Origin of the sequence: Pseudomonas sp. KBN12P06040 (assembly GCF_037574965.1) — a bacterium.
In the GTDB taxonomy this organism is placed as follows: Bacteria; Pseudomonadota; Gammaproteobacteria; order Pseudomonadales; family Pseudomonadaceae; genus Pseudomonas; species Pseudomonas aeruginosa.
Genome location: NZ_JBBELS010000001.1, coordinates 3235749 through 3250470 on the forward strand (window position 1 = coordinate 3235749; position 14722 = coordinate 3250470).

Annotated in this window: 15 protein-coding genes; 9 read left to right on the plus strand and 6 right to left on the minus strand. The window is 69.6% G+C overall.

Annotated features, from left to right (window positions below; translation table 11 throughout):
• Positions 1-28: 28 nt before the first annotated feature.
• Complete coding sequence (locus tag VQ067_RS15285; protein ID WP_003088835.1) at positions 29-271, plus strand: DUF2790 domain-containing protein; 243 nt, start codon at positions 29-31, stop codon at positions 269-271.
• Between the two features lie 166 nt (positions 272-437).
• Here the strand turns inward: VQ067_RS15285 and ada are convergent, their stop codons facing one another.
• The gene (gene ada / locus VQ067_RS15290; protein ID WP_014603800.1) at positions 438-1514 is read right to left on the minus strand and encodes a bifunctional DNA-binding transcriptional regulator/O6-methylguanine-DNA methyltransferase Ada; all 1077 of its coding nucleotides are present in this window, start codon (positions 1512-1514) and stop codon (positions 438-440) included.
• 191 nt (positions 1515-1705) lie between these two features.
• Between ada and VQ067_RS15295 the strand changes: the two genes are divergently transcribed.
• A complete protein-coding gene (locus tag VQ067_RS15295; protein WP_033989871.1) occupies positions 1706-2689 on the plus strand; it encodes a hypothetical protein in 984 nt (327 codons plus the stop codon).
• Here the strand turns inward: VQ067_RS15295 and VQ067_RS15300 are convergent.
• Positions 2674-3471, minus strand: coding sequence for a putative hydro-lyase (locus VQ067_RS15300; protein ID WP_033989873.1), 798 nt, complete (start codon positions 3469-3471; stop codon positions 2674-2676). The genes VQ067_RS15295 and VQ067_RS15300 overlap by 16 nt on opposite strands.
• A gap of 106 nt (positions 3472-3577) precedes the next feature.
• Entirely contained in the window at positions 3578-4531 is a 954-nt protein-coding gene (locus VQ067_RS15305) for a LysR family transcriptional regulator (RefSeq protein ID WP_003088829.1), read from the minus strand.
• Positions 4532-4785: 254 nt separating this feature from the next.
• Between VQ067_RS15305 and VQ067_RS15310 the strand changes: the two genes are divergently transcribed.
• The 6 genes from VQ067_RS15310 (at position 4786) to VQ067_RS15335 (ending at position 10279) form a co-directional block, all read left to right on the plus strand.
• Complete coding sequence (locus VQ067_RS15310) at positions 4786-6057, plus strand: MFS transporter (protein ID WP_003088828.1); 1272 nt, start codon at positions 4786-4788, stop codon at positions 6055-6057.
• A gap of 24 nt (positions 6058-6081) precedes the next feature.
• The gene (locus VQ067_RS15315; protein WP_022580105.1) at positions 6082-7311 is read left to right on the plus strand and encodes an OprD family porin; all 1230 of its coding nucleotides are present in this window, start codon (positions 6082-6084) and stop codon (positions 7309-7311) included.
• Between the two features lie 32 nt (positions 7312-7343).
• Positions 7344-8087, plus strand: coding sequence for a 5-oxoprolinase subunit PxpA (locus VQ067_RS15320; RefSeq protein ID WP_033989875.1), 744 nt, complete (start codon positions 7344-7346; stop codon positions 8085-8087).
• A complete protein-coding gene (locus VQ067_RS15325; protein WP_023117388.1) occupies positions 8084-8797 on the plus strand; it encodes a 5-oxoprolinase subunit B family protein in 714 nt (237 codons plus the stop codon). Before VQ067_RS15320 ends, VQ067_RS15325 begins: the two co-directional genes overlap by 4 nt.
• Entirely contained in the window at positions 8794-9735 is a 942-nt protein-coding gene (locus VQ067_RS15330) for a 5-oxoprolinase subunit C family protein (RefSeq protein ID WP_033989878.1), read from the plus strand. The genes VQ067_RS15325 and VQ067_RS15330 overlap by 4 nt, the downstream gene beginning before the upstream one ends.
• Before the next feature lie 67 nt (positions 9736-9802).
• Positions 9803-10279 carry a DUF4142 domain-containing protein gene (locus VQ067_RS15335; RefSeq protein WP_015502986.1) on the plus strand — a complete coding sequence of 159 codons (477 nt, stop codon included), beginning with the start codon at positions 9803-9805 and terminating at the stop codon, positions 10277-10279.
• An 18-nt stretch (positions 10280-10297) separates the two neighbouring features.
• Here VQ067_RS15335 and VQ067_RS15340 read toward each other — a convergent pair whose 3' ends face one another.
• Complete coding sequence (locus VQ067_RS15340; protein WP_003088823.1) at positions 10298-12070, minus strand: thiamine pyrophosphate-requiring protein; 1773 nt, start codon at positions 12068-12070, stop codon at positions 10298-10300.
• Positions 12071-12240: 170 nt separating this feature from the next.
• Between VQ067_RS15340 and VQ067_RS15345 the strand changes: the two genes are divergently transcribed.
• A complete protein-coding gene (locus VQ067_RS15345) occupies positions 12241-12639 on the plus strand; it encodes a four-helix bundle copper-binding protein (protein WP_003088822.1) in 399 nt (132 codons plus the stop codon).
• A 400-nt stretch (positions 12640-13039) separates the two neighbouring features.
• Here VQ067_RS15345 and VQ067_RS15350 read toward each other — a convergent pair whose 3' ends face one another.
• Together VQ067_RS15350 and VQ067_RS15355 are read right to left on the minus strand one after the other, a co-directional pair.
• Entirely contained in the window at positions 13040-13798 is a 759-nt protein-coding gene (locus VQ067_RS15350; RefSeq protein ID WP_074241060.1) for an SDR family oxidoreductase, read from the minus strand.
• Positions 13783-14712: an alpha/beta hydrolase gene (locus VQ067_RS15355; protein ID WP_003121672.1), complete on the minus strand. Its 930-nt coding sequence runs from the start codon at positions 14710-14712 to the stop codon at positions 13783-13785. Before VQ067_RS15355 ends, VQ067_RS15350 begins: the two co-directional genes overlap by 16 nt.
• Positions 14713-14722: the final 10 nt, after the last annotated feature.

Genomic DNA, 14722 nt, shown 5'->3' on the forward strand with positions numbered 1-14722 from the left:
TTCGCGGGGGGATGGAGAGATACCGTCCATGAACCGAGCCAAGCTCTACCTCTGCTGCGTCGCACTACTGCTGGTGCCGGCCATCGCCGGTGCGGCGACTGCCGACTACGTCTACGGCATGCCGCTGGACGTGGCCAGGGTGCTGAGCGTCGACGAGGCGCCCAGCGATACCTGCCAGGTGGTGCGCGCCACCCTGGTATACCTGGACTCCCACGGCGAGCGCCAGGTGTTGCACTACCTGAAGCAGGCGCGTGCGTGCAGCGACGAATGAAACGACGGAGGAAAGGACGAACGGTCAGGGTTGTTGTTTCATTTCACGAAATTTTCACCGCTGACATGGATACTGGAACCAGCTGAAGGACCAGCGCCCCATTGCATAGAGCCCACCATCGAGTGGGCTTTTTGCATTCCGGGCCGCGTATCGCCTGGCCTTGGGCTCAATCCCGCTCTTCCCTGCGCAGCAGTTCGCGCTTGCGCTCCACGCCCCAGCGGTAGCCGGAAATGTCGCCGTCGCGACGTACCACCCGGTGGCAGGGAATCGCCACTGCGATCCGGTTCGCCGCGCAGGCCTGGGCCACCGCGCGCACCGCTCGCGGCGCGCCGATCCGTTCGGCGATCTGCGCATAGCTCGCCGTGCTGCCCGGCGGTATTTCCCGCAGTGCCTGCCAGACCCGTTCCTGGAACGCCGTACCGCGTACGTCCAGCGGCAGGTCCAGTCCCAGTTGAGGCGACTCGACGAAGCCCACCACCTGCGCCACCAGCCGTTCGAAGTCGGCGTCGCCGCCGAGCAGCTGGGCGCGCGGGAACTGGTCCTGCAACTCGCGCAGCAACGGCTCCGGCTCCTCGCCGAGGAGGATCGCGCAGATGCCGCGCTGGCTCTGCGCCACCAGGATCGCGCCCAGCGAGCACTGGCCGATGGCGAAGCGGATCGCCGCGCCGGCGCCGCCATCGCGGTAATCGCGCGGGCGCATGCCGAGGCGTTGCGACGAGGACTCGTAGAAACGGCTGTTGGAGTTGAAACCGGACTCGTAGATCGCCTCGGTCACCGAAGCGGATGCCTGGCCCAGGCGCTCGCGCAGGCGCCGGGCACGATAGGCCGAGGCGTAGGCCTTGGGCGTCAGGCCGGTTTCGGCCTTGAACAGGCGATGGAAGTGGAACGGACTCATGCCCAGTCGGGCGGCCAGCGCCTCCAGTGCCAGCGGCGTCTCCGCCGTCTCGATCATCCGGCAGGCCTGCGCCACCCGCTCGGCGCGCTGCTCCGCCGCCAGGCTGCGGTCGCCGGCGGCGCGCCGGCTGGGCCGATAGCCGGCGGCCTCGGCGGCCTCGGCAGTGGCGAAGAACTCGACGTTCTCGCGCCTGGGCCGACGCGCCGAGGAACTCGGACGGCAATAGACCCCAGTGGTCTTCACCGCATAGACGAACGCCCCGTCCGCCGCCGCGTCGCGCGCCAGCACGGCGGCCCAGCGCTGTTCGTCGGTGTGGTAGGCGTTGCAAGGATCGGGCTGCTGGCTCATGGCGTTTCCCCTGTGGGAGCGGATGATGCCCGCAGACTAATTCGCCGTTCAAGCGCAAGAACTCCGGTTCTTGCGCTTGAATTCGAGCGAGGCCGTGCGCCCGGCTTCGGCAGGCGCGGGAGGCCGCCGGCTTGCCTACCCATCGCCAGGCGCCATAATGGCCCGCTCGAACCGGCGGAAGGACTGGGAACATGGCGTTCAAACGGATAGCACTGGCCTACTGCGTGCAACTGGATCGGGTGATCTCCATCGCCAGTGCCCGCCGTGAATACTTCTCCCAGGCCGAGCCGCGCAAACGCTTCGACTTCCTCTGCTCCAGCGAAGCGTGCCGGGCACAGGGGATCAAGGTATCGGCGAGCAACTACGACAAGCTGCCGCAGGATACCCGCAAGGCCGCGCACTTCAGCAAGTTCCCGCATTCCACCCACCTGCCGGACTGCGAGTGGTTCGTCGAGGACGACGAGGACGCTCTGCGCCCGGGCGAATCCGCCGAGGAGGCCGGCCAGCGGCGCATCCGCGACAAGCTGGACGCCTACGTCGAGGAATTCGATCCGGCCATCGCCGAGGAAGCCGCGCCGCCACCAGCGGACCCGGACGCCGAGGAACAGCCGCCGGCCTCCGCCGCAGTGCGCGCCGACGCTCCCGCCGCGCCTCGGCAGAGAACGCAACGGCGGCGGCGCACCCGCGATTTCGAACAGCTCGTCGACACCTTCCGCCAGGCCCGCGCCGAACTGCCGGCGGACGAATTCAAGCAGTTGGACATCCACATCAGCGGCCTCGGCCGGATAGCGCTGCGCGCCTATTTCCAGCACATCGGCTATGCCACCCCGGGCAGCGCCGGCAAGGTGTTCTACGGCGGCGCCGACCTGCTGCCCAAGCGCTACGGCTCGCCGAACCGGCCGCAAGGCTTCCGCTTCAAGTTCCGCGACCGCATCGACGGCAAGCCGGTATTCCTCTACGTCGCCCCGGAAACCTTGCAGGCCTATCCGCATCGGCGCTACCTCGAAGACATCCTCGGCTGCGCCGAAACGGTGCGCTACTTCACCCTCTACGCCCTCGGCCGGCTCGTCGAGGCGCCGAGCGGCAAGAGCTACAGCCTGGAGCCGGACGCCCTGCGCCACCTGGCGATCATCCCCGGTCCGGCGAAGGACGACGCCTCTCAGAGTTCGTCGTAGAGTCGGTCGCTGACCAGCATGTGCCCCGGCGCGTGGCTGATGTACAGCTCCGGCTGGGCTTCGGCGAGTACCGCCTGGGGCGTGACCCCGCAGGCCCAGAACAGCGGGATCTCGTCCGCCGCGAGCGGCACCGGGTCGCCGTAGTCGGGCCGCGCCAGATCGCGGATGCCGATCAGCGCCGGATCGCCCAGGTGCAGCGGTGCGCCATGGGTCATCGGGAAACGGCTGGTGATCTGGATCGCCCGGATCGCCTCGGCGGCCTTCAACGGCCGCATCGATACCACCGTGGGGCCAGCCAGGCGACCGCTCGGCCGGGTGGCGATGGCAGTGCGGTACATCGCCACGTTGCGGCCCAGCTCGAGGTGGCGCAGGCCGATGCCGGCGTCGAGCAACGCCTGTTCGAAGGAGAACGAGCAGCCGATGGCGAAGGCGACGAAATCCGCTTCCCAGAAGGTGCCGATGTCGCTCACCTCGACGGGCTCCTGACCGCGTCGATGCACCCTGTAGCGCGGCAGGTCGCTGCGCACGTCGATATCCGCGCCGAGCCGGGCGAAGTGCGGCGAGCCGGGTTCGCTGACGTCGAGCAGCGGGCAGGCCCGGGGGTTCAGGGCACAGAAGCGAAGGAACTCGTCGGCCCAGGATTTCTGCAGGATCACCAGGTTGGCCTGCAAGTGGCGCTGGCCGAGGCCGCTGGTATGGCCGGCGTAGTCGCCGCGGCGGATCAGTTGGCGCAGGACCGGCGGCGGCAGTTGCGCGAGTTCGTGGAAGGTCGGTTCGGGCATGGCGGCTCCGTGCGCTGGCGGACGTGGTTGTTGGCGGGTTTGTAGAAGCGGACGGCGGTCAGCGTCCAACGAGATTTTTCCGCCGGGGGCGATCGGAAAATCCGAATCAACGCGAACGCAGCCGCCCCACTCCTTTCTTCAGCGGCGCCAGGAGCATGCACTCCGGGCCGACGTTGGCCGCGTAGTCGGCCAGCACCGTCTTGCTCAGCTCCACCACTTCGTCCACCAGCTCCAGGCCGGTGCCGCCGCGCCAGGACACCACCACCGGCAGGTTCGGCGGCGGCGGGCCGAGGCGCAGCAGGGTCAGTTCGCCGCGTTCCAGTTCCTGGCTGACCAGCGCCGGCGGCAAGGCGCCGACGCCGAAGCCATCGCGCAGCAGGCGGGTCATCGCCGCCACCGAGTTCACGCAGTTCAGGCGCGGTGCCGCGACGCCGTTGGCGTGCAGCAGGCCGAGCACGTCCTGGTGCGGCCGCGAGTGCTTGGAGAAGGTCACCACCCGCTCCCGCGCCAGGTCCGCCAGCGAGGCGTAGTCGCGGTGGTAGATCGAGCCGGTGGAGACGATCCAGCGCAGCGGGTAGCTGCCCAGTTCCAGGTTGAGCACCGACTCGTGGCGCAGCGAGTCGGTCTGGAAGATCAGGTCCAGGTAGCCCTTCTGCAACTGCTCGGAGAGGTTGCGCGCGGTATCCGCCATCAGCTCGATCTCCACCGCCGGGAAGGTTTCCGTGACCCTGGCCACCAACGGGCTCAGCCAGGTGTGGATGACCGTGTCCATGGCGCCGATGCGGATCCGTCCCTGGGTGCTGGCGCCGGTGTCGAGCGACTGCTTCAGCGCGTGCATGGTGTCCATCATGCGCTCGGCGTAGGCCAGTACCTTGTCGCCTTCCGGGGTCAGGGTCACGCCGCGAGAGTCGCGGACGAACAGTTTCACGCCGAGTTCGTCCTCCAGCACGGCGATCCGGCTGGAAATGGAAGCCTGGGTGCTGAACAGCTTCTCCGCGGTGAGGCGGAAGCTCTTCAGGCGCGCGACCCAGACGAAGGTCTCGAGGAATTTCAGGTTCATGTGGCGGGCACCGACGGGCAAGGGACACAAGGTGGCAGGAGCGAGCAGCTTCCATGCCAGCGCCCGCCTTCCGGCGGCACATGATCGACGCATGACGGCCTGCTCCGCCATCGAAATTTCTTATCCCCGGCGGCCGCATAAATTAGTTGGACGCTCGCTGGCCAGCCTCGAAGAATGCAACCACCGGGTGCGACGGCGCCCACCGAATCCTCATAACACCAATAACGACGATCGGTGCCCCCATGGAAAAACACATGACCCTCGACGCCGGCCCGGACGCTTCCCGGGACGGTCATTTCGGCTGGTATCGCGCCCTCGACAAGCAGGAACGCCGGGCCTTCTGGAGCTGCAAGATCGGCTACGGCCTGGACGGCATGGACACCCAGATGCTGAGCTTCGTGATCCCCACCCTGATCGCCCTGTGGGGGATCAGCACCGGCGAAGCCGGCTTCATCCACACCATGACCCTGCTCGCCTCCGCCGCCGGCGGCTGGATCGCCGGGATCCTCTCCGACCGCATCGGCCGGGTGCTGACCCTGCAACTGACGGTGCTCTGGTTCGCCTTCTTCACCTTCCTCTGCGGCCTCGCGCAGAACTACGAGCAGTTGCTGGTCGCGCGGACCCTGATGGGCTTCGGCTTCGGTGGCGAATGGACCGCCGGCGCGGTACTCATCGGCGAAGTGATCAAGGCCCGCGACCGCGGCAAGGCGGTCGGCCTGGTGCAGTCCGGCTGGGCCATCGGCTGGGGCCTCACCGCCATCCTCTACTCGCTGATGTTCAGCCTGCTGCCGCCGGAGGAGGCCTGGCGCGCGCTGTTCATGCTCGGCCTGTTGCCGGCACTGTTCGTCCTGGTGGTGCGTCGGCTGGTCAAGGAACCGGCGATCTACCGCGAGGCCAGGCAGCGCAACCAGGGCGCCGACAAGGTCAGCTTCTACGAGATCTTCGCCCCCGGCATGCTCAGCATCACCCTGCGCGCCTCGCTGCTGACCACCGGCGCCCTCGGCGGCTACTACGCCATCACCGCCTGGCTGCCGACCTTCCTCAAGACCGAGCGCGGGCTGACCGTGCTCGGCACCAGCGGCTACCTGGCGATGGTGATCCTCGGCTCCTACGTCGGCTACGTGGTCAGTGCCTTCCTCACCGACCTGATCGGGCGCAAGAAGAACTTCGTCCTGTTCGCCGTCGGCTCCTTCACCGTGGTCCTGCTCTACACCCAGTTGCCGGTAAGCAACGGCGCCATGCTCTGGCTCGGCTTCCCGCTCGGCTTCTTCGCCTCGGGCATCTTCAGCGGCATGGGCTCGTTCCTCACCGAACTGTTCCCGACCCGCATCCGCGGCTCCGGCCAGGGCTTCTGCTACAACGCCGGGCGCGCCATCGCCGCGCTGTTCCCGATGCTGATCGGCATGCTCGGCCAGAAGCTCTCGCTGGGCCTGGGGATCGGCGCCTTCGCCGCGGTCTCCTACGGCGTGGTGATCCTCGCCGCCCTCAGCCTGCCGGAAACCCGCGGCAAACAACTGGAACTCTGAGCCGTCGACCGAGGAAACCCCAGCATGCATCCCACTCCCCGCCTGGCTGCCGCGCTGCTCGTCGGCAGCGGGCTGGGCTGGCCGCTGCTCGCCCAGGCCGACCTGGTCGAGGACAGCCACGCCAGCCTCGAACTGCGCAACTTCTACTTCAACCGCGACTTCCGCCAGAGCGGCGCGCGCGACAACGCCGACGAATGGGCGCAGGGCTTCCTCCTGCGCCTGGAGTCCGGCTTCAGCGAAGGCACCGTCGGCTTCGGCGTCGACGCCATCGGCCTGCTCGGCCTCAAGCTCGACTCCGGCGGCGGCAGCGGCGGAACCGGGCTGCTGCCGGCCGACGGCTCCGCCGGGGGTTCCCAGGACGACTACGCCAAGCTCGGCCTGACCGCCAAGGCGCGGGTCTCCAACAGCCTGCTCAAGGTCGGCGCGCTGCACTTCAAGAGCCCGCTGGTCTCGGCCAACGACACCCGCCTGCTGCCGGAACTGTTCCGCGGCGCGCTGCTCGACGTGCAGGAGATCGACGGCCTGACCCTGCGCGGCGCGCACCTGGACCGCAACAAGCTGAACAGCTCCAGCGACTACCAGGTGTTCAGCGCCAACCGCATCGGCGGGCGCAGCGATGCCTTCGACTTCGCCGGCGGCGACTATCGCCTGACCCCGGCGCTGACCGCCAGCCTGCACCAGGGTCGGCTCAAGGACATCTACCGACAGACCTTCGCCGGCCTGGTACACACCCTCGACCTCGGCGGACAGCGTTCGCTCAAGAGCGACCTGCGCTTCGCCCGGGCCAGCGAGGACGGCGGCTTCCGCGACCTGGACAACCGCGCCTTCGGCGCCCTCTTCAGCCTGCGCCTGGGCGCCCACGCGGTGGCCGCCGGCTACCAGCGGATCAGCGGCGACGATCCCTATCCCTACATCGCCGGCAGCGACCCGTACCTGGTCAACTTCATCCAGATCGGCGACTTCGGCAACGTCGACGAGCGCTCCTGGCAACTGCGCTACGACTACGATTTCGGCGCGCTCGGCCTGCCCGGCCTGAGCTTCATGAGCCGCTACGTCTCCGGCGACAACGTCGCCCGCGGCGCGGCCAACGACGGCAAGGAATGGGAACGCAACACCGACCTCGGCTACGTGGTGCAGAGCGGGCCGCTGAAGAACCTCGGAGTGAAATGGCGCAACGCCACGGTGCGTTCGAATTTCGCCAACGACCTCGACGAAAACCGCCTGATCCTCAGCTACAGCCTGGCGCTGTGGTGAGGTCCGGCGAGCAATGACCTGAAGGAACCAGCATGAACAGCCTGTTGTTGAACTGCGATATCGGCGAGAGCTTCGGTGCCTGGAGCATGGGCCTGGACGCCGAGGTGATGCCGCTGATCGATTGCGCCAACATCGCCTGCGGCTTCCACGCCGGCGATCCCGGCACCATGCGCCGCACCGTGGCCCTGGCGGTGGAGCATGGCGTGCGCATCGGCGCGCACCCCGGCTACCCCGACCTGGTCGGCTTCGGCCGGCGCTCGCTGGCCTGCTCGGCGCAGGAAGTGGAAGACCTGCTGCTCTACCAGATCGGCGCCCTCGACGGACTCTGCCGCGCCGAGGGCGAACGGGTACGCTACGTCAAGCCGCACGGCGCGCTGTACCAGGACATGATGCGCGACCCGGCGATCCTCGCCGCCGTGCTGCGCGCACTGGCGGCCTACGACCGCGCCCTGCCGCTGATGCTGATGAGCACCCGCGACAATACCGCGGCGCGCGCGCTGGGCGCGGCCCACGGCATCGAGCTGTGGTTCGAGGCGTTCGCCGACCGCGCCTACGACGGCGCCGGCTACCTGGTCTCGCGCAGCCAGCCCGGCGCGGTACACCACGACGCCGAGACGGTGCTCGCCCAGGCCCTCCTGCTGGCCCGTGGCGCGCCGCTGAGAGCCAGCGACGGCAGCGCCCTGGCGCTGGAGGCGCAGACCCTCTGCGTACACGGTGACAACCCCGCCTCGCTGGCCGCGGTGCGGCGCATCCGCGACGCCCTGGAGGCGGCATGAGCCAACCGCAACCGCGCATCGAGGTGGCCGCCATCGACAGCTTCGTCCTGCGCCTGTTCGAGCGCATCGACGAAGCCAACATGCCCTGGCTGCTGGCGGCGGAGGAAAACCTGCGGGCGGCGTTCGGCGCCGCCCTGCTCGACCTGGTGCCGTCCTACACCACCCTGCTCCTGCAATACGACCTGCTCCAGCTCGACCCCGGCGAGGCCCGCGCGCGGATCGCCGCGGCGCTGTCCGACTTGCGCCCGAAACGCCAGGACGGCGGCCGCCTGTACGTCCTGCCGACCTGGTACGACCCGCGGGTCGGCCCCGACCTGGAACCCCTGGCGCGGCGCAAGCAGCTCGGCGTCGCCGAGCTGATCCGCCGCCACAGCCAGCACGAGTACCGGGTCTTCGCCCTCGGTTTCAGCCCCGGCTTCGCCTTCATGGGGCTGGTCGAGGAAGCCCTGGCGGCGCCACGCCTGGCGACTCCCCGGCAACGCATCGCCGCCGGCAGCGTCGGCATCGCCGAGCGCCAGACGGCGGTCTATCCGCAGGCCTCGCCAGGCGGCTGGAACCTGCTCGGGCGCTGCCCGGTGCGCCTGTTCGACCTCACCCTGGACGGCTACAGCCTGCTGCGCGCCGGCGACCGGGTGCGCTTCGAACCCATCGGACACGCCGAATTCGTCCGCCTCGGCGGCGACGACACGCCCCTGGAGGTCCAGGCATGAACGACTCCATCCACGGCGGACTGCGGGTGTGCCAGAGCACCCCGCTGGTCCAGTTGCAGGATCGCGGCCGCTTCGGCTGCCGCCATCTCGGCGTGACCCAGGGCGGCGCCCTCGACTGGCTGTCCATGGGCTGGGCCAACTGGCTGCTGGGCAATCCCCTGGACGCCGCGGTGATCGAGATCGCCCTCGGCGGTTTCGTCGCCGAATGCCGTGCCGACGGCTGGTTGGCCCTGGCCGGCGGCGATCTCGGCGCGACCCTCGATGGCCAGCCGCTGCCGGCCTGGGGCGCGTTCGCCGTGCGCGGCGGCCAGCGCCTGGCCTTCGCCCACCCGCGCCAGGGCGCCCGCGCCTACCTGGCGGCGCCCGGCGGCTTCGCCGGCGAGCGCCAGTTGGGCAGCCTGGCCACGGTGGCCCGCGAAGGCCTGGGCGGCCCCCGCGCCGACGGCAAGGCCCTGGCCGCAGGCGACAGCCTCGGCTGGCTGGCCGATGGCGCACGGCCACGCACGCTGCCGATGCCCAGCGAACGGATCATGGACTGCGCCGGCGAAGCGCGCCTGGAGCTGATCCTCGGCGCGCAGATCGGCGACTTCCCGGCCATGAGCCTGTTCGATGCGTTCAACGGCGACTGGCAGGTGGATACCCGCGCCGACCGCATGGGCGTACGTCTGCTCGGCCCGCGCCTGGAATGCCGGCAGCAATCGATGATCTCCGAAGGCATCGCCCTGGGCGCGGTGCAGGTGCCGCCGGACGGCCAGCCGATCGTCCTGCTCAACGACCGCCAGACCATCGGCGGCTATCCCCGTCTCGGCGCCCTCGCCCCGCTGGCGCTGGCGCGCCTGGCGCAATGCCTGCCAGGCCAGCGGGTACGGCTGCTGCCGACGGTGCAGGAGGCGGCGCACCGCGAGCATCGACGCCTGCTGGCGGCCTGGGACGCATAGGCGGTTTTTTTGAACGGCGCGGTATGGCGAGCGTCCACCGCACACTCGTCCCGTCCGGAGGTCCGCCATGCCCAGTCGCCTGTCACTGATCGCCGCCCTGCTGTTGCCCCTGGTCGTCCAGGCCGAACCCGCTGATACCCGCGCCCTGCTCGCCGACAGCCTGGCCGACAGCCAGGCCCAGGTGGAGGCAGCCGAGCAAGCCATGCGCCGTTCCGAAAACAAGGCGGTGCAGCTCTATGCCAAGCGCGTACTCACCGAACAGCAGGAGTTCGACCATCAGTTGCGCGCCCTGGCCGGGGAAAAGGCCTTGGCGCTGCCCTCGCCGCGCCAGACCGAACGGCAGGCCGCCGCTCCCGGCGGCTTCGACGAGCGCGGTTTCCTCGACGCGCAGATTCGCCAGCAGGACCGTCTGGTCGCACGCTTCGAGGGAATCGCCCGAAACTCCGCCGATCCCGACCTGCGCCGCTTCGCCGACGAATGGCTGGCGCGCTTCTACCACCACCGCGAACTGGCCGACCAGTTGCGTAGCGGCCGCGCCGACTGAGCGCCGCGACCGCCTTGCTCAGTGCCGCGCGAGGACCTGCCGGGCGCTCTGGCGAATCACCCCCCAGCGCTTGGGATCGTCCTGCAGCATGGCGCCAAGCAGGTGCTTGGCCTGCTCGAAACTGATGTGCGGCGGCAGCGGCGGCACGTTCGGGTCGGTGACCACCTCCAGCAACACCGGGCGGTCGGCGGCGAAGGCCTCGGCCCAGGCGGCGTCGATATCCTCCGGGCGATCCACGCGGATGCCCTTGAAGCCGAGCATGTCCGCATAACGCGCGTAGGGGAAATCGATCACTTCCTGCGCCGGGCTGAACTCCGGGTCGCCGGCCAGGGCACGCTGCTCCCAGGTCACCTGGTTGAGATCGCCGTTGTTCAGCACCAGCACGATGAAGGTCGGCGAGTCCCAGCGCTGCCAGTACTGCTGCACGGTGACCAGTTCGGCGTTGCCGTTCATCTGCATGGCGCCGTCGCCGACCATCGCCACCACCGGCCGCTGCGGATAGGCGAGCTTGGCGGCGATGGCGTAGGGCACGCCGCTGCCCATGGTCGCCAGCTTGCCCGACAGCGAGCCGAGCATGCCCGGGCGCATGCGGATGTCGCGGGCGTACCAGTTGGTATGCGAGCCGCTGTCGCCGCAGAGAATCGCATCGTCCGGCAGTTGCTCCGACAAGGAACGGAATACCCGCTGCGGGTTGATCGGGTCGGCGGGCTCTTCGGCCTGGCGCCGGGCTTCCTCGCGACTGGCCGTCACCGCCCGCTCGACCCGGCGGCGCCAGGCGCCGTGCTTTTTCTGCTCGAGCAGCGGCAGCAGGCGCTCCAGGGTTTCCCCTGCATCGCCGAGCAAGGCCTGATCGATCGGATAGCGGATACCGATGTTGCGCGGATACAGGTCGATCTGCACCGCCCGCGCCTGGCCGGCCTTGGGTAGGAACTCGCTGTAGGGGAAAGTGCTGCCGACGATCAGCAGGGTGTCGCAATGCTCCATCAGCATGCTGCTGGCGCGGGTGCCGAGCAGACCGATGGAGCCGGTCACGTACGGCAGGTCGTCGGAAACCGCCGCCTTGCCCAGGAGCGCCTTGGCCACTCCGGCGGCCAGGCGCTCGGCGACCGCTTCCAGTTGCCGGTGCGCGCCCAGGGCCCCGGCACCGGCGAGGATCGCCACGCGCCGGCCGCGATTGAGGATCGCCGCGGCGGCTTCCAGGTCGGCGTCGCGCGCGTAGGGTCGCGGCTGGACGAAGCCCACCGCCGACATCACGTGGCCGTGCTCGTGGGGCTGGCGCTTCGGGGCCGCCATCTGTTGCACGTCGTTGGGCACGATCACCGTCGCCACCTGCCGCTCGCCGACCGCCACGCGCAGGGCTCGGTCCAGCACATGGAGCAGTTGTGCCGGGCTGACCACGGTCTCGACATAGGCGGAAACGTCCTTGAACAAGCTCTGCAGATCGACTTCCTGCTGGTAGTCGCTACCCAGCGCGGTAGCCGCCTGCTGGCCGACGATGGCCAGCACCGGCTGATGATCCATGCGCGCGTCGTAGAGCCCGTTCAGCAGGTGGATCGCGCCCGGCCCCGAGGTGGCCAGGCACACCCCGACCTCTCCGGTGAACTTGGCGTGGGCGCCGGCCATGAAGGCCGCCATCTCCTCGTGGCGCACGCGGATATAGTCGAATGCCTCGGCGCGCCGGCCCATGGCGCCCATGATCCCGTTGATGCCATCGCCGGGGTAGCCGAAGACGCGCTTCACCCCCCACTGGCTCAAGCGTTCGAGCAATTGATCGGCAACCGTGCTGGACATTCTCGCCTCCTGGTCGTGTCTGGGGTCGTACCAGTGAGGACTGGCGCCGCAGGCGAGGGTTCAAGGCAATCGAGCGGCGGTGCCGACGGCGAAATCGACTGAACTGTCGGCGCGGGCGACCGGCCCAAGGGACAGGGCCCGCATGGGCGCAATCGCCAGGAGGTGCCGCCATGACCCGCGCCATCAACGATCCCGGAAACGAAGACCCCGGTTCCCTGCTGGAAACCGACGCCGACGCCCTGCTCGGCGGTGCCGCCGCCCAGGCGCCGGAAGAGCGCTGCCGGCTCGCAGCCCAGGCCTGCATCCGCGCGTGCGAGCGCTACCTGGCGCTCTGCATCGAGTCCAGCAGGGAACAACGCCAGCACGCCGGCGACTGCGCCGACCTCTGCCGCCTCGCCGCCCTGCTGCTGGAGCGCCGCAGCCCATGGGCGCCGGCCGCCTGCGAGCTGGCGGCGCGCTATGCCCTGGCATGCGCGGAGCGTTGCGATGGCGACGAGCCGCTGGAGCGCGAATGTGCGGGTGCCTGCCGGCGCTTCGTCGAGGCCTGTCGGCCATTGTTGCCGGCCTGAGGCTGGCCACTTTCTGCCGTCGTGGTCTTGAGTCTGAATGTGCTGGGCAAGCTGATTTCCTTGCCTGCCCCGGCTTCTCGTTTCGCCTTCCCAGGCGAGCCCCTTTTGCAAGCGTCTGTACGGACCGGAGACATAGCGGACAGGTGTGCGGAGTTGCCAGGGAAAGACCACGACGCCATGAGCCTGAGAGAGGAGTTCATTTCGAAGTCCTGATCCGTAGGGCGAATAACGCCACGGGCGTTATCCGCCGATGTCGCGGATAAGCGGCGGATAACCGCGAGCGGTTATTCGCCCTACGGAGCTGGAGCGGCAGCCGGCGTTTCCGCAGGCCTGTAGGGCGAATACCGCCACAGGCGGTATCCGCCAATACCCCGGATAAGCGGCGGATAAACGCAAGTGCCTATTCGTCCCGCGACAACCACGCCATCACCGCCCGGTTCACCCACGGCGGAGACAACTGCCCAGCCCAGTACAGCGCCGTGAACAACCCGCCCACCGGCCGGTGTACCCGCCGGCTGTGCGCCTGCCGCCAGGCCGCCTCGGCGATATCCTCGGCGTCCAGTCTCAGCCCCAGGCGACGCAACACCGGCGGTCGGTAGGTCTGCCCGGCGACCATCGGCGTGCGGACGAACGGCGGCATCAGGTCGGCGACGCGAATCCCGTGGCGGCGCCATTCCAGCTCCAGCGCCTCGGTGAGCCCGCGCACGGCGAACTTCGAAGCCGAGTAGACGGCCATCTCCGGTACGCCATAAAGCCCCGATGCCGAGCCCATGTTGAGTACCTGCGCCTGCGGCGTCGCGCGCAGGAACGGAAAGGCCGCGTGACAGCAGTTGAGGACGCCTTGCAGGTTGATCGCCAGCAACCGCGCGTGGTCCTCCAGGGCGACCTCTTCGAAGCGGCCGAAACGCAGGATGCCGGCGCAGTTGAACAGCAGGCGCAGGCGGCCATCGGCACAGAACTGCGCAAGCGCCTCGCCGACCGCGTCGGGCTCGCTGACGTCCACGGCACTCTGCCAGGCGCCCGGCAGTTCCGCGGCCAAGCCGCGCAACGCCTCGGCATCGATGTCCAGCAAACCGACCCGCCGGCCCCGGCGGTGGAACAGCCGCGCGCTGGCGGCGCCGATCCCGGAGGCGGCACCGCTGATCAGGATGTTCTGCACTGGCCGCCCTCCGCGCTGCATTCGACGACGAACGCCGCCGCCTCGTCCAACGCCCGGTCGGCGCTGGCCAGCACACCGGCATGGGCCTGGAACACGTGCCAGCAACCGGCGTAGCGCTGCAATCGCACCGCGACGCCCTGCTCGCCGGCCCGTTGCGCCAGGCGCAGGCTGTCGTCGCGCAGCAGTTCGTCCTCGCCGACCTGTACCAGCAGCGGCGGCAGCCCCGCCAGGTCGGCATGCAGCGGCGACAGGGCGGCCGAGCCTGGCTCCGCGTCGGCCGGCAGCAGCAGGCGCACCGCGCTTTCCAGCCAGGCCCTCGACAGCAGCGGGTCGCCGGCCGCTGGCGTATGCAGGCGCTGGCAGCTGAGGTCGGTCCAGGGCGAGAACAGCAGCAACCCGGCCGGCAACGGCAAGCCGCGCGCCTTCAGCTCCAGGGCCAGGGACAGCGCCAGGTGGCCGCCCGCCGAGTCACCGGCGAGCAGCAGTCGGCGCGGCGAATGGCCGGCCTCCAGCAATGCCAGGTAGACCGCCAGGGCGTCGTCGCGGGCGGCGGGGAACGGATGTTCCGGGGCACGCCGGTAGTCCACCGCGCAGACCTCGGCGGCGCAGCGCCGGGCCAGGTGCGTGGTGATCGCCCGGTGGGTCGCCGGCGAGCCGATCAGGTAGGCGCCGCCGTGCAGGTAGAGCACCCGGCGCCGCGCCTCCACCCCGCGCGGCCGCAACCACTCGCAGGGCACGCCGGCGAGGCTGCGGCGCTCGCGAACGACGCCGCCGGCGCCCAGCGTCGCCAGGCTCAGCCCGCGCAGCACGCCGCGTTGCAGCGCCACTGGCATGGGCGGACGGACCAGCCCGCGGAACAACAGGCGCAGGCAGCCGCGCAGGAGACCGGCGCGCAGGCGTTGCGGCGGCGACATCAGGGGCGCT

Bases quoted from the DNA above. Each gene is read 5' to 3' on its own strand.
- VQ067_RS15285 (WP_003088835.1), top strand. From the start codon at position 29: ATGAACCGAGCCAAGCTCTACCTCTGCTGCGTCGCACTACTGCTGGTG.
- ada (WP_014603800.1), bottom strand. From the start codon at position 1,514: ATGAGCCAGCAGCCCGATCCTTGCAACGCCTACCACACCGACGAACAG.
- VQ067_RS15295 (WP_033989871.1), top strand. From the start codon at position 1,706: ATGGCGTTCAAACGGATAGCACTGGCCTACTGCGTGCAACTGGATCGG.
- VQ067_RS15300 (WP_033989873.1), bottom strand. From the start codon at position 3,471: ATGCCCGAACCGACCTTCCACGAACTCGCGCAACTGCCGCCGCCGGTC.
- VQ067_RS15305 (WP_003088829.1), bottom strand. From the start codon at position 4,531: ATGAACCTGAAATTCCTCGAGACCTTCGTCTGGGTCGCGCGCCTGAAG.
- VQ067_RS15310 (WP_003088828.1), top strand. From the start codon at position 4,786: ATGACCCTCGACGCCGGCCCGGACGCTTCCCGGGACGGTCATTTCGGC.
- VQ067_RS15315 (WP_022580105.1), top strand. From the start codon at position 6,082: ATGCATCCCACTCCCCGCCTGGCTGCCGCGCTGCTCGTCGGCAGCGGG.
- VQ067_RS15320 (WP_033989875.1), top strand. From the start codon at position 7,344: ATGAACAGCCTGTTGTTGAACTGCGATATCGGCGAGAGCTTCGGTGCC.
- VQ067_RS15325 (WP_023117388.1), top strand. From the start codon at position 8,084: ATGAGCCAACCGCAACCGCGCATCGAGGTGGCCGCCATCGACAGCTTC.
- VQ067_RS15330 (WP_033989878.1), top strand. From the start codon at position 8,794: ATGAACGACTCCATCCACGGCGGACTGCGGGTGTGCCAGAGCACCCCG.
- VQ067_RS15335 (WP_015502986.1), top strand. From the start codon at position 9,803: ATGCCCAGTCGCCTGTCACTGATCGCCGCCCTGCTGTTGCCCCTGGTC.
- VQ067_RS15340 (WP_003088823.1), bottom strand. From the start codon at position 12,070: ATGTCCAGCACGGTTGCCGATCAATTGCTCGAACGCTTGAGCCAGTGG.
- VQ067_RS15345 (WP_003088822.1), top strand. From the start codon at position 12,241: ATGACCCGCGCCATCAACGATCCCGGAAACGAAGACCCCGGTTCCCTG.
- VQ067_RS15355 (WP_003121672.1), bottom strand. From the start codon at position 14,712: ATGTCGCCGCCGCAACGCCTGCGCGCCGGTCTCCTGCGCGGCTGCCTG.